We start from the raw sequence: 25,341 nt of genomic DNA on the forward strand, positions 1-25,341 counted from the left end.
GGTATATTTAGTCAAAGCATTCATATCTCAATGTAAATCAAAACAAACTCTAGCAGAAAGGATATAACTATGAGCAAAGAAAATTTATTTTATGAACGTCTCTTAGAACTCATGAATTCATCACACAAATCCATGAATCAAATTGAAAGAGAACTTGGCTATCCACGAAATGCATTACACAATTACAAAACTGGTCGTGAACCTTCAGCAGTAAGGCTTTTAGAGCTTGCAAGCTATTTTGAAGTAGAACCTGAATATCTTATTGGGCAAGATACTACAAGCCGCTCAAAATCTATTGAATCTATCTTCAATACTCTTGATTTTAAGCAAAAAAAAGAGCTCATTGTCCTTTGTCAAGATTGGATAAGGTCACAATTGGATTATTCTAACAATACTACTCATAAAGTGTCTTGATTAATCATAAAAAAATTAATAATTTTCTATCATATTAGCATTAAAAAATACCTTGAAATTTCAAGGTATTTTTTGTTGGATTAGTCTCATTTACTAAAATTTCTTTTATTCATGAACAATGATAAAAAGCCTGTTCCTAATAAAATGATTGCCGAAACGTAGTATGGGAAGAGATGATTAATGTCAAAAAGGTATCCGGCTGCCAAGGGACCTAGTATATTACCAAAACTTGTAAATGCAGAATTAAGTCCATTAATAGCCCCCTGTCTTTCTCCTGCATTTTTAGAAAGATAAGTAGTGACAGCAGGCCTAAACAAATCAAAAGCTAGAAATACTACAAACGTAGAAATCGCCACTAGCAAATTACTTTTTGTGAACGCTATAACGCCGATAAAGACGGCACTAGCAAAAAACGTAAGTTGAATTAACCCTAATTCTCCTATTTTATTGACGATTGGATCGAATAAAAAAACTTGAAAGAAGAGTGCTAAAACACCACTCACACTAATAACAAGAGCTATCTCTCCCATTGAAAAATCAAAATTGATTGTGGCCATAATACTATATATTGATTCAAAGGCTTGTAAACCAAAAGAAGAAATCAAGATGATCACAAATAAAGACCCAAACATTGGATTCTTAAGGATTGACATAAAGGATACTTTTTCAGCCGTATGTTCACTCTGCATTGATTTTTCAGGTTCTTTTAAAACAGTAAGAGTCAAAACGAAACCTATAAAAGCTAAGAGTGCTGCCGCAAAAAAAGGTACACGAATTCCTAGGGCTGCTAGAAATCCGCCAATCCCCGGTCCGATAATAAAACCACCGCTAATTGCAGCTGATACCAATCCCATTGCCTTAGGACGTTCTGCAATAGTCGTTAGGTCAGCCACATAGGCTGTCACCGATGGCATAATCATAGCCGCTGCAACTCCTCCAAGAGCGCGCGAAATATAGAATCCTGTTTTTACCTGAGCTAAACCAAATAATAATTCTGAAAAAGAAAAAACAATCATACCTAATGCAATGAGTTTTTTCCGACCGATTTTATCTGATAAAGCTCCTGCAATAGGTGAAGCAACCAATTGCGCAATCGCAAAAATCGAAATCATCATTCCCATCGTTGTCCCTGAGAAATGCATTTGTTCTTTCAATGTTGGCAACACTGGTATAACTAAACCTGCTCCCAAAAAAACAAGAAATAAATTTGAAATAGCCAAATTCATCATTCTTTTTTTGTTCTTCATTTTTTCCTCCTCATTAAAAATAGCAAATAGAACGAACTATTGCTACTTTATCTTATTTTTTACCAATTCATCCATTATAACATGAATCTAATGGATAGAATACATTATTGTTTCAAGAAGACTTAGTGACCGCTTGTTACTTTTATGCCAATAATTCCAATAATTAGCAATCCTATAAATAACCAGGTCATAGTCGGAACCTTATCTTTAAATAAGATAATACCTATAATAATGGAGCCTACGGCACCCACCCCTGTCCAAATAGGATAGGCAATACCTAAGGGCATTTTTTTTAGAGCAAATGCTAAAAAAGTAAAACTAGCAATCATTCCCACTACTGTCAACAATGAAAACTTAAAGTTAGAAAATCCTTGGCTCATTTTCATCGTAGTTGCCCAAGCCACTTCAAACAATCCTGCTAATATAAGATAAAACCACGTCATTGTCTACTCCTTTTTCAAATAAAAAAACGACTTCCCACATTTCTTCAAAGACCTACTGAAATGTAAAAACCGCTTAGCGTTTGACTCCCGGTGGAGCATTTATTCATTTCCATTATTCTAACATATTTCAACTAAAAAATATAGGCTTTTAGGCTCGTTAATGTCTCATCTCTCTTAAATAGTATTTTTATCACATTTCGTGTATAATATAGCTCATGAAAAATTTGAAAAAAAAGCGACTTTGGCGTTGGGTAATAGGCCTCTTTGCACTGCTATTAATAATAGACTTTGGGGTAACCCTTTATTTTTATAAAGTAGCTTGTGTCCGTAATGATACACCGGTAAGCCAAGTAAAATCTAGTAGTCCAAACTACTCCCTTATCAAAAAGTTTGACAAACTTCCCAAATCTACTGAAACAATAACGAGTGATCACTTAGAATTAAAAGCATGGTATGTTCCAGCCACCGTTCGTACTGACAAGACTGTCATAGTAGTCCACGGTTTCCGTCAGAATAAATCTGCAATGCGTCAGTACGGCGAGCTTTTCCATGAGTTAGGATATAATGTCTTAATGCCTGATAATCGTGGTGCAGGTGACTCTGAGGGTAAATTCATTACCTTTGGATATCATGATAAAACTGATGTTATTGCCTGGGCGAATTATCTTACTCAAAAGAACCCCCAAAGCGACTTGACCTTATATGGGCTATCTATGGGTGCGGCAACAGTCATGATGGCTTCCAGTGAAAAAGCACTTCCAAGTTCTGTCAAAAACATCATTGAAGATTGTGGCTATACGAATGCTTGGGATGAGATTGTTTATCAAGCAAAATCTAGTTATAATCTACCTGCATTTCCTTTGGTCTATAGCGTCTCTCTCGAAAGCAAGATTCGTCAAGGCTGGTTTTTCAATGAAGCAAACGCCACTAAAGCTTTGTCGAAGAACACGCGCCCCATTCTTCTTATCCATGGTGATAAAGATACATATGTTCCCACAAAAATGGTTTATGAGAATTATCAAGCTGTCAAATCAGGTACACCTAAAAAACTGTTAATTGTCAAAGGAGCGACACATGCGAGATCTTTCGAAACTGATCCTAAGCTCTATCGCAAAACTATTGCCCAGTTTATGTCAACTTACAATCCTATCAGTAAATAACACAACACCTAAACCGATGGATTATTGGGTTTATTCTTGACAACTCCACCTCTAAATGGTATTATATTAAGGTACTGTTTTGCGGTGGTGGCGGAATTGGCAGACGCGCAGGATTAAGGATCCTGTGACCGCTTTAGGTCGTGAGGGTTCAAGTCCCTCCCACCGCATCATAATTACAAGAAAACTCCTACCTATTTAGGAGTTTTTTTATTAAATAAAATACACTTAGTACAAACTGTACTAAGTGTTTCTTTTTAGAACTTTTTTAGTCCTCTTTGTAGTAAACTTGGTTTTTTCCTTTATGTTTTGCCACGTAGAGTGATTCATCAACCTGATGAATCACTTCGTTTCGATCCATAAATTCTGTTATTTCTGAGATACCCGCTGAAATAGTAATTTTGAAACAGTGACCACGATATTCGAAAAGTTCTCCAGATATTTTTCTCAGTACTTTTTCCATCACGAATTTCGCATTCATCCCCGTAACATTTCTAAATATAAGAAAGAACTCATCACCACCATATCTAAACAACTGACCGTTACTCTGTTCCTCTTTTAAAGTTTCCTTAACGAGTTCACATAACCGCTTCAGAACATAGTCTCCAGAACCATGTCCATATGTATCATTGATATGTTTAAAGGCGTCCACATCAAACAATACAACAGAGAACATCGTGATATTTTTACTAATGAGTAAGTCCTTGAGAACTTCCTCAAACTTACGCCTATTATAAACTTGTGTTAAGTCATCAATATATATATTTTTTTTCATCAAATTATACTCTTTGATGATAATATTAATTGCAGAAAAAACTATTTTTGCTAAAAATAAAAGGAAAACTATTTTTATATAAATCTGGAAAAAATAAATAGGAAGAGAAGTTTTTATATACACTTCTAAAAAGTAACTATCATGCCAAGTTGCGATGGTACTGTAGAGTAAAAATACTGAAATATTTACAGCAAAACCTATAATTGGATAAAATATTAAACTATATTTATTGATGTATTCTCGGTGTCTAAAAACTTTCATAATCGTGAACCAGAACAGTACAAGACCTGCGATAACCGCAAGAACTTTTAACCAATCAAATTCATAAGTAAATAGATAAAGACCCAAAAATACAACGAGTGTAGGGATTACTGTATATTCAGCATAATCATAGAGAGAATAAAGGAAATAGTTCACTACAATCGTGACGAGCATTAGCGAGATATCACTGATTAAATACCCTTGCACAGCATTGGGATCGATTCGATTAAACAGAATCCTTAAAATTGCCATCCATACAAAAAAGTTTAAAGAATACAAGCAAAAGACGAGATACTTATTTGTATGCTTCAAATAATGGTTGATAATATGTCGAAACACAAAGAGGAAACCTAACACAGTCGGTATCACAAATAGCTTTACCATAAATTCCTTGCCTAGTATATTAGTAAAATCTATCATCACTACCTCCTATAGCTCCCGCTACCATTCTTTTCTTAATTTACAGCACATTATTTTATTTTTCGAGGAAGCTCATAATAGTAAGATTGTTGCTTCCATTCCTTTGGAAAGCTATCGAGAAGCCCTTGTTCTTCCACACCTTCTATTACCACTTCTTTCCCCAGTTCACTAATGATATGAGCCAGTGAAAAGAGCAACTTATGAGCTTCTTTACTAGGGAGAATGCGTTTAAACCCTACCCAAGAAATTTTTACACGAGATATCAATTCATCTAAAGCGTACAGAGTTTCAAAAGTATTTACACCAGACAAAAAATCATCCAAAGCAATGCTATATCCCATCTGTTTAACTGCTTTTATGATGTTTACAGGCACTAATTCCTCATATGCGTTATTACGCCTTACTGGAATCCGCTCGGTAAATTCTATTTTTAAGCGATCTTTGTATTTAAATTTTTTCAAAAATACAAGTGTTTCCTCATAAAATAATTCCTGATAATCCAAATTAAGACAATAGATATTCTGATCTTGCTCAAAATAGTCATTCAGTAATTCTTCAATATGATCTATATAGAGTTTATGAATCCTTTCATCTGTCATAATCTTATAAAACAGTTGACTCGGAAAAGCACAAAGTCCTTCTGCTTCACATCTTAACAGGAGTTCATACTCATGCGTTTCACTTTCATGTAAATTATAAATGCCTTGCTTGAAGAAAATTAAATCTTTGATTGGAAAAGGAGTTCCGCTTTTCATCTCATCACCTCTTTACTCTATCTAAAAAGCAAACTTCCTTTTATGTCTCCGACATATTTTTATTTTGCTTAAAATTATTAAAGTTCACACACTCTAATCTAGCACTTCTGTTTATCTTTAATTAATAATTATTTAATTTGCATTTGTGGCTTACCATACAGAAAACCTTGCCTCAGATTTATACCTAAAAGGTCTACAAGTTCCGCATCAGCTTTGGTTTCTACCTCTGAAACAATCAATTCAATTTGATATTTCTTAGTTAGTTTGCCCCAAAATTTTAAAGTCAAGTCCAACCAGCTTTGCTCTTTATTAAAGTATTTCATATCTAATTTTATAAAATCGATGTAAGGCAATAGTTTATGGATATTTTTTGCATGACTAAATTCTGAGCCTATATTGTTAATAGAAAAATAAACGTCTTGTTTTTTGTATCTCAAAATTCGCCGCTTTATAGCTCTCACTTTTTTAGGTTTTTTTCGAATTTCATTATGCGATAGTTCAATAACTAAAACCATTGGTGCTATTTGTGCGCTCACCTCTTTAATAATTTTACGCAAGCGATAACTTAATAGTTGCTTACTAGTAAGCTTTAAGATAAACTTAAAATTTCCTTGATGAAGGTTTTCTTTAGACTTTATCACTGTTTCTTTAATTATCTCCAAGGAAATCTTATCAAAGTCTTGTGGCAAAACCCATTCGCCGGACGTATCTTTGATACGCAGTAAACTTTCAAATCCAAAGACACTTCCTGATCGGTCATAGATTTTATTAAAGAAATATAAGTAATTATCGTTTTTCTTTGTTTTACCGAACACTTCAACCTCCTCTATCTCAGCAATTATCGTTATTTTTTATTCATTATCTTTGATACTGGCTTGTCTTTTGGTTTTATCCCAACCGTTTTGAGCCGTAAAATAACGTATGGTGGCTTGGGGATAAATCTGTGTTAATAATATAAGAAATTTTGTCAGATAATAGGTATCTTTGATGACTTTTTTTCCTGTAAATGCCGCCTCACTGTTTCTCTTTTGATTACGATTATAGAGCGTTGCCCAAACTAAGTTAATTACAAAAATGTAAAGTACCATTAGTAAAAACATGAAGATAAAAATTTGTATAGAAGCAGTAAACCCACTAATTATAATCGTACCAGCCATTACAATAATAGTGTAGACAACCACCAGGTATTCAATGGACATCAGCCAAGGTTTTAATAGAGTAAAGCTGAGTTCAAGTTTCTGTTTGAGCAGTAAATTATCAGATTTTATAATTCTATATAAATATTTAAAGGTTTGAATATTTCCTTGAGCCCAACGTACTCGTTGTTTTACTAGTGCTTGATGATCACCGTAAATTCCTGTTTGAGTAATCATAATGTCATCGTACTGTACGTTTCGTACATTATAAATCTCCGATAGGAAAATACGTAAAGACAAATCAAAGTCCTCTACGAGAGAATCTGTCCATGGAAGTTCATGAAGTGAATAAAGGGTACTCAGTTTACAAAATTGACCATTTCCCCCAAAAGCAACTGTGTTCGTCTTCGTCCTAAGGGATTGTGTCGCATTAATGATTTCTTCAAATTCCAAGTCTTGTGCAGTATTATCATCTTTATTGATAATTTGAACTTTAGATTGTAAACCTGTAAGCTCAAAATCAGAGTTGAAGACGCGATTGACTTTTTCAAAATAGTCTGGCTGGACACTTGAATCTGCATCAATGATAGTAATAAGGGTATTTTCAAAAATTCCTCTATTTTTTAAATATTTATCTGTAACTTTTTGATAAGCCCAATTTAAAGCCTCACCCTTCCCTTTTTGAGCTTCTGGTTTTACCCTTCTCAAAAGTTGGAAGCGAGGATCAGTTTGAAATTTTTCAAGTTCAGCGACCGTATTGTCTTCACTGGCATCATCAATAACATAAATCTCTAAATTCTTATAACCAGTATTTAATAAGCTCTGAACAGTATCTTTAATTACAAGTTCTTCGTTCATACACGGAATGAGTACTACTATATGATGTTCCGTCTCAATTTCTACGTCTTCCAAATCACTGGTATAACTTTTAGTTCCGTAGGCATACCAGAGCAATAACGTTTCTAAAGTGTAGTAGACAAAGGTTAATATAGAAAAGAAAATAGCGACTAGAGTGAATTTATTAATCAACTCCTGACCTAAATTACTCAAAAATTTTATCTCAAAAAACTGAAACTTTACGATGAAATAAATCGGGAAACTTGAGATGATGTATAAAAAAATTTTGCGATAAGAGGGTAGATAATTTGATAATCCAATATAGATAGTCCGCATAAAAAGGACTGTAATAAGGATGAACTGGAGCAAGAATTGTATTTCCTGAACTTCTTTAGGGCTGGTAAATGAACTTAAAAAGTAGAAATAAAACACCGCGATACTCAAGGGCGCCATAGCCAACGTAATGGTGTAGCTTGTGTGTGAGAATTTCTTACCAAGCTGGTTTACCACAATCGCTAGAGCAACTAAAGTGAGAATGAGTTGCATACTCAGAGCAAAAATAATCATCGTAGATTCATTAAAAATGGCAAGTCCTGTTTTTGCAAAAAAGTGTATCCCTCCAAAATAGGCCAGATAAAAAGTAGCAATGCTCCCCAAAACCACTTTAATCCTCTTGATTTCACCTACAGGTTTCAAGTTGAAAAAACTGACACAAGCTAGGAGAGATAATGAGTTAAAAAGACTCAGGACTGAATTAGCTTGAGTATCAAATAAAACTGGATGGACATCTCGCCATAATCCACTCACTAAAAGAATTAAAAAGATTGTGAGGGAAGCAAAGGAGAGAAATTTGATAAAAAGCGAGAGAAAATTAAGCCGAAGTGATAAGAGAAAAGTTAAAACTATCCCCGTAACAAAACTTAGGACTAAAAAGCCAGAATTGGCGAACAGCCCTATTTCAGTCATTGAAGTTAAGGTATTACCCAGCTGAACCAGCTCTTCAAGTAAAACTCCATTCAGGAGAAAATAGAGAAACAGCGTTAAAAACGTTGAATTTTTGTTAACTCGTGTAAGATTAATATAAAAAATAATGAGTAAAGGTAGCGTCAATAATAACAGAGCAGCGAGGTTTTCTCTCCATCCTACTTGTGTCATTCTTACTAAGCCCTGCACATTCAAAGCAAACAGTAAAACAACAAAAATGAGTGAACTCGATTTTATTTTCAAATTATCCATTTATGATATCCATAATCTTAATTGCAGTCGTCCCATCTCCATAAGGATTTTCTTTATTGGCCATTTCTTCATAGGCTTCTTTATCGGTCAAAAGTCGTCGGGTTTCTTTGACGATATTTGCTTTAGAAGTCCCTACCAAACGCAACGTACCAGCTGTGACTCCTTCTGGACGTTCAGTTGTATCACGCAATACAAGTACGGGAATGCCTAAATGAGCGGCCTCCTCTTGGATACCGCCAGAGTCTGTCAAGATGAGTTGAGCGTGTCTCATCACATTGTGAAAATCAACTGTATCTAGAGGGTCTATAATTTTAATGTTGGTATAAGAAAGCAATTTTTTAGCCTTTTCACGTATGAGAGGATTTAAATGAATGGGGTAAACTATTTTATGGGTTTCCTTGAATTCATCAGCAATCTCTCCAATTGCAGCAAAAATTTGCTCTAAATCTTCTAAGTTTTCACGTCGATGTGCTGTAATCAAAATCATTGCTTTATCAGCTTGCCAACTCAAAGCTTCATGCTGATAATTATCTTGAAGCGTGTACTGAAACATGTCAATTGCACTGTTTCCTACAACGAAGATATTTTCTTCATCTTTTCCTTCTTTTAACAGGTTTTGCTTGGTAACCGCCGTAGGTGCGAAATGTAAATCGGCAAGAACGCCTACCATTTGACGATTCAATTCTTCAGGGAAAGGTGAATATTTATTATAAGTTCGTAGGCCCGCTTCGACATGCGCCAATTGCACTTGATTGAAGTATGCGACAAGACCCCCAGCCAAAGTAGCTGCTGTATCACCGTGAACAAGGATGAGATCAGGTTTTTCTGTTTTGACAATAGGATCTAAACCACTAATCGTACCTGCCACTATGTCTGATAAATTTGAAGATTGACGCATTATCTTTAAGTCATAGTCTGTTTCAACTTTAAAGTGAGTGAGTAGCGTACTAAGCATTTCTCGATGTTGCCCTGTATTAACGACAACCACTTTATTTCCTCTTTTTTCCGCTTCCTTTATTAAAGGAAATAACTTTATAAACTCTGGTCTCGTTCCGAAAATAAACATTAATTTTTTCATCATATTCCTTTTTCACTCCTACTTACGACATCAAAAGTGTTTCTTTCAAGTCCCATGGCTCCAATAACTCTAGACTTAATACTTCTTCCTCAAACGACATTATAAAAATACAAATATTTTTAAAATAAATTAAAAAATAAATACTTTTTTCTTATTTTAAAAATTCTAAAAGAGCAAATAATTTCTCTAATCCTTGCTACATCAACTCAGAAAAATTAGAGTTTTTCTTATAATACACAGCTATATTTTTGTAAAAATTGTTTGATTTGTTTCATCTATGTATTTAATATTCTACAAGAATATATAGAATAATTCAAGAGCATGCGTTACGTTTCTATTTTTATTGATAAAAGAGAATTTATTAATAAAAATAAGCTCAGTTTTTAAGTAAAAAGAGCTTTTTAACTATAAGTATCCGAAAAACTCTAATTTTTCGGATATACAATGACTTTGAGCATACCGCCATGGCACTACAAAAAAAAGGCTGAAAATGTTATAATTGAAAGCGTAAAACTTTCGTATTACCTCTTTAAATCACTAAGTGGTAAAACTATTTGAAATTTATTTTACCCTCGTTGAGGAATAAAGGAGACCAATCAATCATGATGAATATGCAATCAATGATGAAACAAGCCCAAAAACTTCAGAAACAAATGCAAGCTTCACAAGAAGAAATTGCAAACACTACATTTGTGGGAAAATCAGCTCAGGATTTGGTGACTGCTGAATTTACAGGGGAACGTAAACTCACCTCTTTAACGATCAAATCTGATATCATCGACCCTGAAGACCCTGATACACTTCAAGATTTGGTGGCTGATGCGGTTAATGATGCACTTGCTCAAATCGAAAAAATCACAGAACAAAAAATGGGTAAATTCAGCAAAGGTTTGCCATTTTAAATAAAATAAAAATTACTGACAGATTAGTCAGTAATTTTTTATCTAAATTTCTACTGACCAGCCTGTCAGTAAAAAATTATTGGATGAAAGGGAGGCTAAAGAGCCAAAAGCTCGTCAGACAAAGTAAAATAAGATTAGCCAGCAGAAACAACTTGCGCAGATTTTCAAAATAAATCCACTTATTTTCCAAAATTCTCTGAAGCAAATTGGGTAAGGCCATAATGACAGGAAGGGAAAAAATATTAAAGGACGAACCAGACGGCTCTTGACTCGTTAAAATAAGCCAAAAGTTAATTTGGATTTGACGTGGTAAAATAAGGATCAGAACTAAGCTATAAAGTAATTCACCGATGGTCCAATAGTCAAAAAAGTTTAATTTTTTCATTGCTCGTCCTTCTTTTCACATTGATTATACAACTTTATGTCAAACTTATCCATAGGGATAAGTAGTTTTTTATCGAAGCTAAAAAAATCCTGTCAGTAACTGACAGGATTTTTACTTTTTAGATAAAGAATTATTTAGTGTATTCTTCAACGAGAGTCACAACTTCTTCCATTGTTGCACATTCGCTAAGGGCTTTGTTAGCCAATTCTTCCATTTTCTTAGAATCCAAACGTTTCATAAGTGAACGAGTTTGGAGTACTGATGTTGCTGACATAGAGAATTCGTCAAGCCCCATACCCATAAGCAATGGTACAGCAGTTTGGTCGCCGGCCATTTCACCACACATACCAGCCCATTTACCTTCAGCGTGAGCTGCTTTGATTACATTGTTAATCAAACGAAGGATTGATGGATTGTAAGGTTGGTAAAGGTAAGAAACTTGTTCATTCATACGGTCTGCAGCCATTGTATATTGGATGAGGTCGTTTGTACCAATTGAGAAGAAATCAACTTCCTTAGCAAATTGGTCTGCAAGCATTGCTGCTGCTGGAATTTCAATCATGATACCTACTTCGATACCATCTGCAACTGGAACACCTTCAGCAATCAATTTTGCTTTTTCTTCTTCGTAGATTTTCTTCGCTGCACGGAATTCTGTTAAGAGCGCAACCATTGGGAACATGATACGAAGTTTACCGTGTACAGAAGCACGCAAGAGTGCACGCAATTGTGTACGGAACATTCCGTCACCAGCTGTTGAAAGGCTGATACGAAGTGCACGCCATCCAAGGAATGGGTTCATTTCTTTAGGAAGGTCAAAGTAAGGCAATGTTTTGTCACCACCGATGTCCATTGTACGGACAACAACTGGTTTACCGTTCATTCCTTCAAGTACAGCTTTATATGCTTCGTATTGGTCATCTTCTGTAGGGAAATCTTGTGCATCCATGTACAAGAATTCTGTACGATAAAGACCAACGGCTTCAGCACCATTATCATTAACACCTTCAACGTCTTTAGGTGTACCAATGTTGGCAGCCAATTCAAAATGACGACCATCTGCTGTTACTGTTTCAGCATCTTTAAGGGCAGCCCATTCTGCTTTTTGCGCCGCATAAGCTTCGCCAGCTTTATGGAATTCACTTTGTTGTTCTTCAGTCGGATCAAGAATTACTTCACCAGTCAATCCTGAAACAGCCAAAAGTTGACCTTCAGAAGCGAGTTCAGTAATATTGTTTGTTCCAAGAACAGCAGGAATTTCCAGAGTACGCGCCATAATAGCAGAGTGAGAAGTACGTCCACCAATGTTAGTCACAAAGGCTTTGACATATTTCTTATCCAATTGAGCAGTATCAGATGGAGTCAAGTCTTCAGCGACGATAATTACTTCTTCGTCAATGAGTGCTGGGCTAGGCAATTTAACACCAAGAAGGTGAGCTAAAACACGTTTTGTAACGTCTTTAATGTCAGCTGCACGTTCTTGCATATAAGCATTGTCCGTCATGCCTTCAAAGATACCGATAAACATATCAGTTACTTCTTTGAGGGCTGCTTCAGCGTTAACTTTTTTATCATTGATTGCTGCTTTAATTTGAGCGGTCATATCTGGGTCAGCGAGGACCATCATGTGTGCATCAAATACAGAAGCGGCTTCTTCACCAAGGGTTGTTACTGCTTTGTCCTTAATGAGTTGAAGCTCGCTTTGCGACGTAGCAAGTGCTGCATCAAGGCGAGCTTCTTCATTAGCTGTATCAGTAATTGTCTTTGTTTCGAAAGACAAATCTGGTTGGACAAGCAAGTATGCCTTAGCTACTGCTACACCTGAAGATGCAGCGATACCTTTGAGCATAGTTGTCATGATTATTCAGCGAGTCCTTCTTTAGTCATAGTTTCAGCGATAGTTGCGATAGCATCATCAGCGTCTGCACCTTCAGCTGAGATAGTAACGTCTGCACCTTGACCAACACCAAGTGACATAACACCCATGATTGATTTAAGGTTTACTGATTTCCCTTTGTATTCCAAAGTGATTTCTGATGTGAATTTTGAAGCTGTTTGCACAAGCAATGTAGCTGGACGTGCGTGGATACCAGTTTCTGCAACGATGTGGAATTCTTTAGATGCCATTTTTTATGGTTCTCCTTAGTTATTTTCGTTTTTATTGATAATATCCGAGATATTTATCACTCTAAAAATTGTACCACAAAACGAAAGGGTTTGCAATATTTGCTTTAAATTTTTCGAGCATTTTTTGCTAAAAAAACAAAAAATCTGCAGAGTTGACAGATTTTTTTAGATTACGTTTTATTTTTTAGACTCCGCTGCGTAAATTTCTTGTACTAATTGCTCTGTTTTCTCCCAGCCCAGACAAGGATCTGTGATCGATTTACCAAATACCTCAGGGTGATCTTGACGACCATCTTCCAGATAAGACTCAATCATGAAACCACGAACATATTTTTTAATGCTGTCATCCCACTCACGATTAATCAATGTTTGGCGAACAATCCGGATCTGCTCCATAAACTTCTTGCCTGAATTATCATGATTGGTATCAATCACAATAAAAGGATTTTTTAAGTTCATTTTTTCATACAACTCAATTGTTTCCACCAGATTGTCTGTGTAATAATTAGGATGATTCTTACCATTTTCGTCTAGCCCCCCACGTAAAATCGCGTGTGCCATACTATTGCCTGATGTTTCAACTTCAGCTCGCGCAAAAATAAAATCTTGTTTTTGTTGCGCTGCATAAATGCTATTAAACATGACTTTGAGATTTCCTGATGTCGGATTCTTCATTCCTACCGGAGCATCAATACCTGATGCTACGAAGCGGTGTTGCTGATCTTCGACTGAACGCGCCCCCACCGCGTGGTAACTCACCAAGTCATCAACTAGCCGCACATTTTCTGGGTAGAGCATTTCATCAGCCGTCGTCAACCCCGTTTCCGTGATCACTTTATAATGAAGGTCACGAACCATTTTTATCCCATTGATGAGATCTGTACGTCCATCAGCTCCTGGCTCATGAATCAATCCTTTATAGCCGTCACCATTGGTCCGAGGTTTTGCCGTATAGACACGCATGACCATAAAGATTTTATCTTTGACCTGTTCTTGAAGTTTCGCTAAACGGCGAGCATATTCCAAGACAGCTTCTTCATTATCTGACGAACATGGGCCAATAATCAAGAGTAAACGGTCATCTTCACCTTTAATGATGGCCTCCAGCTCTTGATCACGCTCCATTTTTTTGGCCTGCTGCTCACTATTGAGGTGGCCTAACATTTTGATTGCATCGATGTTTATTTTGGGGCTTACTTCTTTAAAAGACATGATATTTCCTCAGGTTTCACAAATTTATTTTATCTATTGTATCAAATTTTCTGTTAATTATCTCTTTTTTTAAGAGAAATTTGTAAAAAAATTTACTGATAGCGTCATCAGTAAATTTTTTTGGTGTGTTAGGCAATATGAGTACGACCATGGCAGTTTTTAAACTTTTTACCTGATCCGCATGGGCAAAGCTCATTTCGACCCACATTTTCAAATGAAACTTCATCACTGACTGCTTCGTCAGTACCGACATTCGTAATATTTCCTTGTGAAGCGGTGGTGGTCATCCGCGGTGTTTCCTGACGGATTGCCGTTTGTGGTTGAATTTGAGCTTTCATCATCAAACGCGTCACTTCAAATTCAATCGCACCAATCATATTATTGTACATTTTATATGATTCTTCTTGATATTCAACAATAGGGTTATTTTGGGCATAACCACGAAGTCCTACTGATTGACGCATTTGGTCAAGCGCATCAATGTGTTCTGACCAGTTATTATCAACAACTCGTAAGATAACTGCACGTTGGAATTCCAACTGACGCTCTGGGTCAGATAATTTTTCCATTTGTGAAGCATAACGAGCTTTGACTTTATCAAAAATCAAATCTTTCATGGCTTGTACTGATAAACCTGTCAGTTCAGACAATTCGATACCCTCTTCTGGCAACATTGTATTGTGCAATGTTTGTAAGAGGTTCTTGACATTTTCTTCTTCTTTTAGACTTCCCGCAAGTTCATGTCCATCTACTTGACGATCAATTGTTCGCTTGAACATCCCCATAAGCACAGGTGTTAAATCTTCTTTAGCCATGATGACCGCATGGCGTTGTGCGTAAATCACCTCACGTTGTTCGCGGATGACATCATCATATTGCAAGACTTGTTTACGAGAATCGTAATTATTTCCTTCGACACGTTTTTGTGAACTTTCAATCTGACGAGTAATCAAGCCAGATTTGATGACAGCATCTTCACCAGAAATACGCATCCGATCTAGGAAAGCTGAAACACGTTCCGAACCGAAACGCTTCATCAATTCATCTTCAAGAGAAAGGTAGAATTGTGAAACCCCCGGGTCACCTTGACGTCCAGAACGACCACGTAATTGATTATCAATACGGCGAGATTCATGACGCTCAGTACCAATAACAGCAAGTCCACGAAACTCGGGATCTGGATGATCAATAACACCAGGCCCAAGCTTAATATCAGTCCCACGACCGGCCATATTGGTCGCAATCGTTACTGCCCCTTGTTGACCCGCATTCATGATGATTTGTGCTTCACGGAAGTGATTTTTTGCGTTCAAAACTTCATGAGGAATTTTAGCTTCAACCAATTTCTTAGAAATCAATTCGGAAGTTTCGACAGCAACAGTACCAATCAAAATTGGTTGCCCTTCCGCATGACGACGTTTAATGTCATCAATCACTGCTTTAAATTTAGCTTCCAAAGTTGGGTAAAGTAAATCTGGATGGTCTAAACGTTGAACAGGGCGGTTGGTTGGAATTGGCGTGATTTGAATGTTATAAATCTCACGGAATTCCTCTTCTTCGGTTTTAGCAGTACCGGTCATCCCTGACAATTTTTTATACATCCGGAAGTAGTTTTGAATCGTAATTGAAGCCATTGTTTTTGATTCATCTTGAATTGGCACAGCTTCTTTCGCTTCAATTGCTTGGTGAAGCCCATCAGAATAACGGCGTCCAGGCATCGTACGTCCAGTAAATTGGTCAATAATCAAAACTTCTTGGTTTTCATCAACCATATAGTCGATGTCGTGAAGCATGATAAAGTTGGCACGTAAAGCATTATCTATAAAGTGAGTTAAGGCGACATTTTCCATATCATAAAGATTTTCGATTTGGAAGAATTTTTCGGCCTTATCAATTCCTTCTTCAGTTAAAGAAATTGTTTTTGATTGTAAATCAATCTTGTAATCGTCGCCTTCTTCATATTCAGAAGTAGCAACATTCAAGTTTTGTCCTTTTAAAGTCTTAGTGAATTGGTCCGCACGATAGTAAAGTGCTGATGAACTTTCAGCTTGTCCAGAAATAATCAAAGGTGTTCTGGCTTCATCTACCAAGATTGAGTCAACTTCATCGACAAGAGCATAGTTCAGTGGCTTTTGAACCATATCTTCGGCACGTGTCACCATGTTATCACGAAGATAGTCAAAGCCAAGTTCAGCTGATGTTGAATAAGTGATGTCACAGTTATAGGCTTCACGTTTTTCTTCTGGTGATTTTGAATTCAAGTTCAAACCAACAGTCAATCCAAGCCAGCTGTAAAGCTCACCCATTTCCGTCATATCACGAGTTGCCAAGTATTCATTGACGGTAACCACGTGAACCCCGTTCCCTGTCAAAGCATTTAAGTATACAGGCATTGTTGCGGTCAAAGTTTTACCTTCACCAGTACGCATTTCGGGCACGTCACCATTGTGTAAGACAATCCCACCCATAATTTGAACATGGAAAGGGTACAAGCCAAGCACACGGCGGGCTGCTTCACGACAGACAGCAAATGCTTCATAGAGAAGATCATCAAGACTTTCTCCTTTGGCAATGCGTTCTTTTAATTCTGGAGTTTTGGCTTTTAACTGCTCATCTGTCAAATGTTCCATTTCTTCAGCGAATGATTCAACTTTGAGCGCCATTTTATTGAGTTTTTTTAGCTCTTTTTTGTCATTTTCGACAAATTTTCTAATAATGTTTGGCATATTTTCTCTTTCAGATAAATAGTGGATATTATCCTTAATTTTAGCACTTTTACAGCATTTTTACAAATTGGAATAACCTGTTCTTCTGAAAGAGACCCTCTTATTTGTTGACAAGCAACATATTTTGATTTATAATGTTGCTTGTCAACAAATAAAACGAAGAAAGAAGTAATACTATGACTACTCTACTAATGATTCTTGCCCACCCACATACCGATGATTTCAGCTGGTCGCTGACCACTGCAGAGAAATTTAAATTAAGCTACCAGAAAGAACATCCTTTTGATACAGTAATTATCCGAGATTTGTTTTCTGAAAAAGTACCTGCTCTAGATAATGAAACTTTTGCAGCTTGGAAACGTAATAAGTATGCACCTGATACACTTACTGTCCATGATAAAACTTTACTTGCACGCCATAAGGTCTATTTAGACGAATTTTTATCTGCAGATAAATATGTTTTTGTCAATCCAATGTACAATGGTTTTGTTACCGCTGAACTAAAGCAATATATTGATGTTATCGCTGTCCCTCGAAAACTTTTCCGATATAGTGAAAATGGCCCAATTGGTCTGCTCAAAGGAAAAAAATCACTTCACATTCAATCAGCTGGCGGCTTTTATCACAATGAAAAAGATCCCGCACATATGGCTGAAGATTTAGGGGCCGCTTATATCGACCAAACTATGAAAATGATAGGTATTGCTGATAAAGATCGCCAACAACTATTTATTGAAGGCTATGCGCGATATCCGGAACGCGCCGATTCCCTAAAAGAAAAAGCCTTTAGAGATGCTATCTCTCTGGGAAAAAATTTCTAAAAGGTTATTTTATAGTGTATAATTAAAGAATGAATAGTACCGACCTCAATCAAAATATTGCACGACAGTTGCACGCGCTACGGCATTCATCGCTGACACCCTCAAAAGAACGTGATTGGATACTAGATCAGCTTCAAGACGAAGGTCTCACACAAGAAGTAATGAAACTGTCCGTTACCGCTCTTCATATCTTATCTGCCTTGAAAACAGATGATAAAACTGGCATTGAACTAGCCAATCAACTTGAGGTAACACGGGGGGGAGTGAGTCGGGCAGTTCAAAATCTCTTGAAATATCATTTTTTAACAAGTCATCAAGGAATACAGGATAAGAAAAAAATTTATTTTCACTTGACTGATAAGGGGCGAAAAGTAGCCCTCACCCATGACAAGATGCACAAGCTCATCGAGGAAAAGTTCAATATTCTTTTGTCCTCTTACACAATCCCCGAAAAAGAACAAATGCTTAAATTCTTAACAGACTTCAATAGAGTCGAAGCACAAATTTTTGAGCAAAATAAAAAAACGAACTAGTAGGTCCGTTTTTTTATTTTGCTTCATAATGGAAATCAGGATTTAACTCTTTATCTAATCTTTCAAAGGCTTCTTCCATACGACGATTGACCTCGGCAATTCCTTCATCATTCATTCTTTTAATATCAGAAATATCAATAGGCTCACCGAAATTAATGGATACGCGCTGACGTTTAAAAACACCTTTCATGCTGAGAGGCCCCTGATAAACCGCAGGCACAATACGAACTTTAGCCATCTTTGCAATGACTGCTACTCCACCCTTCATTTCTGCACTATGACGGCTACCAGAAGGAAACATAATCATTGACTTGTCTGATTCTTTTAACATTTTTACCGCATGCTTGATAGGCTTAGTCCCTGGATTTTCACGATCAACTGGGAAGGCCCCACACATTTTAATCCACCAACCACCAAATCCTTTAAACAATTCCTTCTTCGCCATGAAAATAAATTGTTTAGGGCGGGTAGCAAAAGCGAACCAAACCGGTTCCCAAGCCATCCGATGAGGTGCTACTAGAATATAGTTTTCATCTTTGGGGATACGATCCACATGATAATATTTACTTTTTCCGTTAAAGATAAACAGCAAGAAGGCTACAAGATTGCGTAAGAACACATAGAAGAGCCGATGTTGTTTTTCATATTCTTTCATATTTCTTTACTCCTGATCATTGCTAATAACTTCATTATTTTAACTTATTTTAATGATTTTATCAATGTTTGAAATCGGAAGCGACATAAAAAGAAAGCTCCAAAAATTGAAACTCTCTCCTCTTTAGGAAACTTTATTTTACTTCAGCAACACTCTCTTCATTTTTTGTTGCGGCTTTCTTGCTAGAACGGTAGCCATAGATAAAATAAATCACTAGGCCAAGAAGGAACCATATTCCTGAATAAACTTTTGCTTCAAAATCTAAGCCCCAGAAAACAAAGAGGGAGCCAAGGAAACCAAGGGCAGGAAGCACAGGATAGAAAGGCATCTTATAAGAAGCGACTGGTAAATCCTTACCTTGACGGCGACGCAGAGCGTAAATACCTAAAGTTACAAACATGAAGGCAATCAACGTCCCAGCTGAAATCAATTGAGCGAGGAAGGCAAAGGGGAAAAATGCCCCAATCACTACAGCAACAATAGCTAATGTCCACACTCCATTAGCAGGCAATTGTCGCTTGTTTAATTTTCCAAGACCACTTGGTAAAAGTCCATCACGGCCAAATGCGTAGAGTAAACGTGACCCCGCTAGAACCATTCCTAAAAGGGCGATAAACATCCCAGCAAGAGCAATTGCAGTCACTACTTCTGAAAGTACCGCATAACCAGATTCTTGCAATGCCCAGCCAACCGGTGCAGCATTACCAGCATATGTGGAGTAAGGATGCATTCCAACAAGAACAAGCGTTACAGCTGCAAAAAGTGCGACCGCGATCAAAAGGGAGCCAATGATTCCACGAGGCATCGTTTTTTGCGGATTTTTTGCTTCTGCAGCATTTGCTGCAATAGAGTCAAAACCAATATAGGCTAAGAAAATCATCGAAACACCAGACCAAATCCCAGAGAATCCACCAAAACCAGTTTTAGGATTGTGAGGTGGGATGAAAGGATGGTAGTTAGCAGGTTTAATCACTGTAATACCGACAATAATAAAAGCAATAACCGCAGCAACTTTAAGAACTACCAAAATTTGACTGATACGCCCAGCATCAGATGCACCTCGGAAAACAATCAAAGCGGACAACAAAATCACAATAAGCGAAATAATATCCACAACACCGCCATTGGTACCGAACGGACTTGCTAGGAAGGCAGGTAGATGAAAACCAAGTGGTGCTAAAAGTTGCTGCAGATTAGCAGAGAATCCAGAACCAACAAAAGCTACGGCAATGAAATATTCTGCCAATAAAGCCCATCCTGCAATCCAACCAAAACCTTCTCCAAACAAAACCGAAATCCAGGAATAGGCCGAGCCAGCAAAAGGCATAACGGTGGACATTTCAGCATATGCCAAAGCGACAAAACCCGCCACCAAAGCAGCTAACAGGTAAGAAAAGACGACACCTGGGCCCGCAAATTGAGCCGCGACCTGACCTGGTAGTGTGAAAATAGAAGTAGAAATGATTGTTCCTACACCTAAGGCCAGAAAATCACGCGTACTGAGTACTTGTTTGTAATGCTTGTCTGCATCTTGATAGAGCTCAAAATCAGCTTTTTTCGTAAATCCCATAATAAATCCTCATTTTCTGATATTTTAATCAAATAATTTCAATAAACTGTATTTTACCGAATTGTCAGACAATTGTCAAGAAAGAATTTTATGAGGCATTAATGTGAAAAAATAGGAAGTTACTAATAAAAAAATCAGTAAAAAAGTCGAACAAAATCGAGGTCTACGAGCTGCTCAACAGGACTTAAATGATGAGTGCGTAAGCCAGTAGCCTGCGCACCTGCAATGTTGGCAGCATTATCATCAATAAAGAGGGTGTCAGCTGCTTCTAACTGGGCTTGCTCTAAGACCTTTTTGAAACTCTCAATAGTTGGCTTACGTAAGTGCAGCTCATGTGAATAATAGATTTTAGTAAAATAATAACTTAAAGGATGACCGGTTTGCTCAAGACAACGCTTTTCAAAATAAGCCGCATGGATGGCATTGGTATTTGAAAAAAGATAGAGGGGATAGTCTACTGACAGCTCTGTCAGTAGACTTAAGCGAGATAAATCAAAATCTGTCAGAATAAGATTCCAAGCCTCACGGATCTGATCGTCAGTTATTGAAGTATTCGTGACGGAGCGCAATTTAGCAAAAAACGTTTCGGGACGAATTTGCCCCAACTCCAGCTGCTCAAAAAAGTCAACTTGACCTTGCAGTGTAAAGTATTGCGCAAAGTTTTGCACCCCTAATCTTTCAAATTGGTCAACCATGCGCTTGAAATTAAGATCGAGTATTACTCCCCCTAAGTCAAAAATAATTGCTTGAGTCATCATTTATCCCTTTCATCGGCTGTCTTACTTTACTGACGTTCCCATCAGTGCTTACGAGCTTCTTTCGTATCCAAAATAATGGTTACCGGACCATCATTTACTAACTCAATTTGCATGTCTGCACCAAATACTCCTGATTTTGTAGGAACCACTTCTGCCAATTTTTCATTAAAATTTTCATAAAAGGCTTCTGCAAAATCAGGTTTACCTGCACCTGAAAAGCTGGGGCGATTACCTTTTTTGGTAGAGGCATACAAGGTAAACTGCGAGATAGATAGAATTTCACCTTTAATTTCTTGGATTGAACAATTCATCTTTCCTTGTTCATCAGAAAAGATGCGCATCTGAGTAATTTTACGCACAGCATATTCCAAATCCCAGCCAGTGTCCGCATCTTCTACACCCACTAAAAGTAACAGACCTGAATCAATTTTTTCTTTGATCAAACCATCAATACTAACAGAAGCACTTTTTACACGTTGAATTACAATTTTCATGTTTCCATTGTAGCATAAACAGACGAGTCTTGACATCAACCTCATGTTTAGTTACTATCATAATAAGTCATTTAAAATCATCAAAGCAAAAAGGAGAAAATTTGGAAGAACTAGCTATCGTTGTTCCCGTATATAACGAACAAGAAACCATTGAGCTTTTCATTCAAGAAGTCAACAAAGTACAACTTGACCTAAAGAAAAACTTTTACTTTATCGACGATGGGTCTAGTGATCAGACACTTTCCCTTTTAAAAAAACTCTCTGCGGAAAACGAAACCATTCACTATGTCAGTTTTTCCAGAAATTTTGGGAAAGAGGCCGCCCTGTTAGCTGGGTTGAAAGCAACTTCTGAACCGCTCGTTACAGTCATGGATGTTGATTTACAAGATCCACCAGAGTTATTAACTAAGATGTATCAAACACTCCAAGATGGCTTTGATGTGGTTGGAACACGACGTATTTCTCGTGATGGTGAGCCAGTAGTCATTTCTTTTTTCTCGCGACTTTTTTATAAAATCATTAACAAAATTTCCAAAGTACCTATTGTAGAAGGAGCACGTGATTTTCGCTTAATGCGACGCCCTGTTGTTGATAGTGTTTTGCGCTTAGAAGAAAATAATCGATTCTCAAAAGGTCTTTTTGCTTGGGTCGGTTATCAAGTAACCTATATAGAATACAGTAACCACGAGCGTAGTGCCGGAAAAACTTCTTGGACGTTTGGTCAACTGCTTAGCTATTCGATTGATGGAATTGTCAGTTTTTCCGAGGCGCCCCTTAATATCGCTACTTTTATCGGTTTTGCAAGCTTTCTTACTTCACTCGCTCTCGGCGCCTTCTTTGTTTTCAAGACCCTTGTTTTTGGTGATCCTGTTCAAGGCTTTCCTACTTTAATTGTCCTTATCCTGCTTTTAGGCGGTCTTCAGCTTCTGTCTCTTGGCATTATTGGGAAGTATATTGCAAAGATCTTTTTGGAAACTAAAAGGCGACCTAACTATCTCATTAAAGAAAGTAATATAAAAACGCTTGACTAATGTCAAGCATTTTTTATGCATTGGTACGTTTTACAGAATAAACATCAGGTGTCATCTTGATCTTATCCACCACTAAAGTTAAATCAGACAAATTTTTGATACCCAAAGCGATATGAATATTCGCCATCTTTTTATCTTTTGTGGGTTGGGCATTAATTGAAATCAAATTTTTAGTAGAGTTTGACAAGACTTGCATGACATCATTGAGTAAACCGGGCCGATTGAATCCATAGACGTCAATGTTTGCTACATATTCTTTAGTTAAGTTTTCTGAGTCATCCCACTCTACTTCTACCAACCGTTGTTCAAAATCTTCCATGCTTCGAACATTTTGACAGTCGGCGCGGTGAACCGAGACACCACGTCCTTTCGTGATATAACCTACAATAGCATCGCCAGGTACAGGGTTACAACATTTCGCAATCCGCACCAAAAGGCTGTCGATTCCTGAAACGCTCACTCCCCCATCATGACGAATCTTCATGACATTTTTGGTTGTTTCGCGCTTCACCTCACCCTTCATCAGTTCTTCGGCTTCTGCTTTTTGTTTCGCTTTCTCTGCTTGACGTCGTTCATTTTCTGTTAAACGATTAGCAACTGTGGTCGCCGATAATTCTCCAAATCCAATTGCAGCATAAAGTGCTTCGGCACTTCGATAGCTCATTTTATTAAACAACTCATCCAGATGTTTTTTATCAAGGTACTGATTAGGAACAAAACCTGCTTCTGCCAAAGCATCTTGCAAGAGTTCGCGTCCTTTATTGACTGACAGCTCTTTATCTTGGTTTTTAAAGAATTGTTTGATTTTATTGCGCGCTTTATTGGTTTTGACAAGATTAATCCAATCTCGACTTGGTCCAAACGATGTAGGGCTTGTGATGATTTCCACCCGATCACCTGTTTTTAATTGGACAGATAAGGGTTTCATGCGGCCATTCACTTTAGCACCTGTAGCGTGATCCCCTACCTTCGTATGGATTGCATAAGCAAAGTCAATCGGGCCTGAGCCACGGGGGAGTTCTTGGACTTCCCCGTTTGGCGTGAAGACGTATATTTTATCTGAAAGGATATCTTCTTGAACTGCTTTTACAAAGTCCTCTGCTGAATCTCCCGCCTCTTCGCGCAATTCAACCAATTCGTGAATCCAGTTTAGGGTTTCGGAAATCTCTTGAACATCTACTTTTGCTTTGCGCCCTTCTTTATAGGCCCAATGTGCGGCTACCCCATATTCAGCGATTTGATGCATTTCGCGTGTTCGAATTTGAAATTCCATCGGCCCCTTAGGACCATATACGGTGGTATGCACAGATTGATAACCATTTGCCTTCGGATTAGCAATGTAGTCTTTAAAACGGCCAGGCATTGGTTTCCACAAATCATGAATATAACCGAGAGTAGTGTAAACGTCGCTGGTCGTTTCAGTGATACAGCGGATGGCGATCAAATCATAAATTTCATCAAATCGTTTCTTTTTATCGTGCATTTTACGATAAATAGAATAGATGTGTTTTGGACGTCCGTAGATTTCTGCATCCACCCCAGAATTTTCTACGCGTTCTTGAAGTTTTTCGATGACTTGAGAAACGAGTGCTTCGCGAGCAGCACGTTTTTCATTCATCAACCCACGGATACGGTAAAACTCAGTTTCTTCTAGATAACGAAAAGAAAGGTCTTCTAACTCCCATTTAATACTGGCGATCCCTAAACGATGAGCCAAAGGCGCATAGATCTCCATCGTTTCACGTGAAATCCGTTTTTGTTTATCGGGACGAAGATGTTTAAGCGTACGCATATTGTGTAGGCGATCCGCCAATTTGACCAAAATCACTCGAATGTCCTTGGACATAGCCATCAGCATCTTACGATGATTTTCAGCTAATTGTTCTTCATGCGACTTATATTCAACTTTTCCAAGTTTCGTCACACCATCCACAATGTCCGCAATTTCACGACCAAAGAGTTCTTCTAAATCTCCTTGAGTAAAATTAGTGTCTTCTACCACATCATGGAGAAAACCACATGCTACAGTCACCGCATCAAGTTTTAATTTGGCAAGTATGCCAGCAACTTGTGTAGGGTGCACAAAATAGGCTTCTCCCGAAGCACGATATTGATCAGCATGCGCCAATGAGGCGCAATTTAATGCCTTCTGCACCAGCAAAAGGTCGGTTTCATTCATATATTCTGCGCAGATATTGACAACTTCTGCGCCCGTTAAGACTGGTTCTGAAGGCATAGTTTGAAATGCTAGTATCTGTTGTCAGTCGTTGAGCCTATGGTCAACATGAACTAGCTTTCCTCCTTATTAGATTTGTTAGATGGCTCTGTTACCTTTACAGTTAAAGGTTCATTTAAAGTTAATTGAATC

23 protein-coding genes and 1 tRNA gene are annotated in these 25,341 nt (G+C 37.4%); 7 read left to right on the forward strand and 17 right to left on the reverse strand.

The window, feature by feature from the left end:
• The first annotated feature begins 69 nt into the window (after positions 1-69).
• Positions 70-414 carry a helix-turn-helix domain-containing protein gene (locus JKP71_RS07835; protein WP_075525117.1) on the forward strand — a complete coding sequence of 115 codons (345 nt, stop codon included), beginning with the start codon at positions 70-72 and terminating at the stop codon, positions 412-414.
• Between the two features lie 86 nt (positions 415-500).
• On the opposite strand, the gene JKP71_RS07840 is transcribed toward JKP71_RS07835, so the two are convergent.
• The gene (locus JKP71_RS07840; protein ID WP_075525116.1) at positions 501-1,661 is read right to left on the reverse strand and encodes an MFS transporter; all 1,161 of its coding nucleotides are present in this window, start codon (positions 1,659-1,661) and stop codon (positions 501-503) included.
• A gap of 122 nt (positions 1,662-1,783) precedes the next feature.
• On the reverse strand, positions 1,784-2,104 hold the full coding sequence (locus JKP71_RS07845; RefSeq protein WP_200407611.1) for a DMT family transporter: 321 nt from the start codon (positions 2,102-2,104) through the stop codon (positions 1,784-1,786).
• 215 nt (positions 2,105-2,319) lie between these two features.
• Between JKP71_RS07845 and JKP71_RS07850 the strand changes: the two genes are divergently transcribed.
• Complete coding sequence (locus tag JKP71_RS07850) at positions 2,320-3,264, forward strand: alpha/beta hydrolase (RefSeq protein WP_200407612.1); 945 nt, start codon at positions 2,320-2,322, stop codon at positions 3,262-3,264.
• A gap of 81 nt (positions 3,265-3,345) precedes the next feature.
• Positions 3,346-3,431 (forward strand) — tRNA-Leu (locus tag JKP71_RS07855).
• Positions 3,432-3,529: 98 nt separating this feature from the next.
• Here JKP71_RS07855 and JKP71_RS07860 read toward each other — a convergent pair.
• The 5 genes from JKP71_RS07860 to wecB form a co-directional block, all read right to left on the reverse strand.
• Entirely contained in the window at positions 3,530-4,717 is a 1,188-nt protein-coding gene (locus JKP71_RS07860) for a GGDEF domain-containing protein (RefSeq protein WP_075526071.1), read from the reverse strand.
• A gap of 50 nt (positions 4,718-4,767) precedes the next feature.
• On the reverse strand, positions 4,768-5,472 hold the full coding sequence (locus tag JKP71_RS07865; protein WP_075526072.1) for an EAL domain-containing protein: 705 nt from the start codon (positions 5,470-5,472) through the stop codon (positions 4,768-4,770).
• A gap of 128 nt (positions 5,473-5,600) precedes the next feature.
• Positions 5,601-6,287 (reverse strand): EAL domain-containing protein, encoded by a 687-nt coding sequence (locus JKP71_RS07870; RefSeq protein ID WP_200407613.1) that lies wholly within the window; start codon positions 6,285-6,287, stop codon positions 5,601-5,603.
• Positions 6,288-6,323: 36 nt separating this feature from the next.
• Complete coding sequence (locus JKP71_RS07875; protein ID WP_234446121.1) at positions 6,324-8,681, reverse strand: glycosyltransferase family 2 protein; 2,358 nt, start codon at positions 8,679-8,681, stop codon at positions 6,324-6,326.
• Positions 8,674-9,759, reverse strand: a complete 1,086-nt coding sequence (gene wecB, locus JKP71_RS07880) for a non-hydrolyzing UDP-N-acetylglucosamine 2-epimerase (RefSeq protein ID WP_200407674.1) — start codon at positions 9,757-9,759, stop codon at positions 8,674-8,676. Before wecB ends, JKP71_RS07875 begins: the two co-directional genes overlap by 8 nt.
• A 602-nt stretch (positions 9,760-10,361) precedes the next feature.
• Between wecB and JKP71_RS07885 the strand changes: the two genes are divergently transcribed.
• On the forward strand, positions 10,362-10,661 hold the full coding sequence (locus JKP71_RS07885) for a YbaB/EbfC family nucleoid-associated protein (protein ID WP_200407614.1): 300 nt from the start codon (positions 10,362-10,364) through the stop codon (positions 10,659-10,661).
• Positions 10,662-10,737: 76 nt separating this feature from the next.
• On the opposite strand, the gene JKP71_RS07890 is transcribed toward JKP71_RS07885, so the two are convergent.
• The 5 genes from JKP71_RS07890 to secA form a co-directional block, all read right to left on the reverse strand.
• Complete coding sequence (locus JKP71_RS07890) at positions 10,738-11,046, reverse strand: hypothetical protein (protein WP_200407615.1); 309 nt, start codon at positions 11,044-11,046, stop codon at positions 10,738-10,740.
• A 130-nt stretch (positions 11,047-11,176) separates the two neighbouring features.
• Positions 11,177-12,904, reverse strand: coding sequence for a phosphoenolpyruvate--protein phosphotransferase (gene ptsP, locus JKP71_RS07895; RefSeq protein ID WP_075526076.1), 1,728 nt, complete (start codon positions 12,902-12,904; stop codon positions 11,177-11,179).
• Between the two features lie 2 nt (positions 12,905-12,906).
• Positions 12,907-13,173, reverse strand: a complete 267-nt coding sequence (locus tag JKP71_RS07900; protein ID WP_011834224.1) for a phosphocarrier protein HPr — start codon at positions 13,171-13,173, stop codon at positions 12,907-12,909.
• A 177-nt stretch (positions 13,174-13,350) separates the two neighbouring features.
• Positions 13,351-14,385 carry a 3-deoxy-7-phosphoheptulonate synthase gene (locus JKP71_RS07905; RefSeq protein ID WP_075526077.1) on the reverse strand — a complete coding sequence of 345 codons (1,035 nt, stop codon included), beginning with the start codon at positions 14,383-14,385 and terminating at the stop codon, positions 13,351-13,353.
• Positions 14,386-14,513: 128 nt separating this feature from the next.
• Positions 14,514-17,111 carry a preprotein translocase subunit SecA gene (gene secA, locus JKP71_RS07910; protein ID WP_200407616.1) on the reverse strand — a complete coding sequence of 866 codons (2,598 nt, stop codon included), beginning with the start codon at positions 17,109-17,111 and terminating at the stop codon, positions 14,514-14,516.
• Positions 17,112-17,287: 176 nt separating this feature from the next.
• On the opposite strand from secA, the gene JKP71_RS07915 reads away from it, so the two are divergent.
• Both JKP71_RS07915 and JKP71_RS07920 read left to right on the forward strand, forming a co-directional pair.
• The gene (locus JKP71_RS07915; RefSeq protein ID WP_200407617.1) at positions 17,288-17,932 is read left to right on the forward strand and encodes an FMN-dependent NADH-azoreductase; all 645 of its coding nucleotides are present in this window, start codon (positions 17,288-17,290) and stop codon (positions 17,930-17,932) included.
• A 29-nt stretch (positions 17,933-17,961) separates the two neighbouring features.
• Entirely contained in the window at positions 17,962-18,465 is a 504-nt protein-coding gene (locus tag JKP71_RS07920) for a MarR family winged helix-turn-helix transcriptional regulator (RefSeq protein ID WP_200407618.1), read from the forward strand.
• 13 nt (positions 18,466-18,478) lie between these two features.
• On the opposite strand, the gene JKP71_RS07925 is transcribed toward JKP71_RS07920, so the two are convergent.
• The 4 genes from JKP71_RS07925 to dtd all read right to left on the reverse strand — a co-directional run bounded on the left by JKP71_RS07925 (position 18,479) and on the right by dtd (position 21,942).
• Positions 18,479-19,120, reverse strand: a complete 642-nt coding sequence (locus JKP71_RS07925) for a lysophospholipid acyltransferase family protein (protein ID WP_200407619.1) — start codon at positions 19,118-19,120, stop codon at positions 18,479-18,481.
• Positions 19,121-19,253: 133 nt separating this feature from the next.
• Positions 19,254-20,690: a branched-chain amino acid permease BcaP gene (gene bcaP, locus JKP71_RS07930; RefSeq protein WP_200407620.1), complete on the reverse strand. Its 1,437-nt coding sequence runs from the start codon at positions 20,688-20,690 to the stop codon at positions 19,254-19,256.
• A gap of 134 nt (positions 20,691-20,824) precedes the next feature.
• A complete protein-coding gene (locus tag JKP71_RS07935) occupies positions 20,825-21,448 on the reverse strand; it encodes an HAD family hydrolase (protein WP_200407621.1) in 624 nt (207 codons plus the stop codon).
• Between the two features lie 41 nt (positions 21,449-21,489).
• Positions 21,490-21,942 (reverse strand): D-aminoacyl-tRNA deacylase, encoded by a 453-nt coding sequence (dtd, locus tag JKP71_RS07940; RefSeq protein WP_075526084.1) that lies wholly within the window; start codon positions 21,940-21,942, stop codon positions 21,490-21,492.
• A 101-nt stretch (positions 21,943-22,043) separates the two neighbouring features.
• Between dtd and JKP71_RS07945 the strand changes: the two genes are divergently transcribed.
• A complete protein-coding gene (locus tag JKP71_RS07945) occupies positions 22,044-22,973 on the forward strand; it encodes a glycosyltransferase family 2 protein (protein ID WP_200407622.1) in 930 nt (309 codons plus the stop codon).
• Positions 22,974-22,986: 13 nt separating this feature from the next.
• On the opposite strand, the gene JKP71_RS07950 is transcribed toward JKP71_RS07945, so the two are convergent.
• On the reverse strand, positions 22,987-25,209 hold the full coding sequence (locus JKP71_RS07950; protein ID WP_075526086.1) for a RelA/SpoT family protein: 2,223 nt from the start codon (positions 25,207-25,209) through the stop codon (positions 22,987-22,989).
• Positions 25,210-25,341 lie beyond the last annotated feature (132 nt).

The sequence above is a fragment of the Lactococcus taiwanensis genome (assembly GCF_014905395.1).
GTDB classification, from domain to species: Bacteria; Bacillota; Bacilli; order Lactobacillales; family Streptococcaceae; genus Lactococcus; species Lactococcus taiwanensis.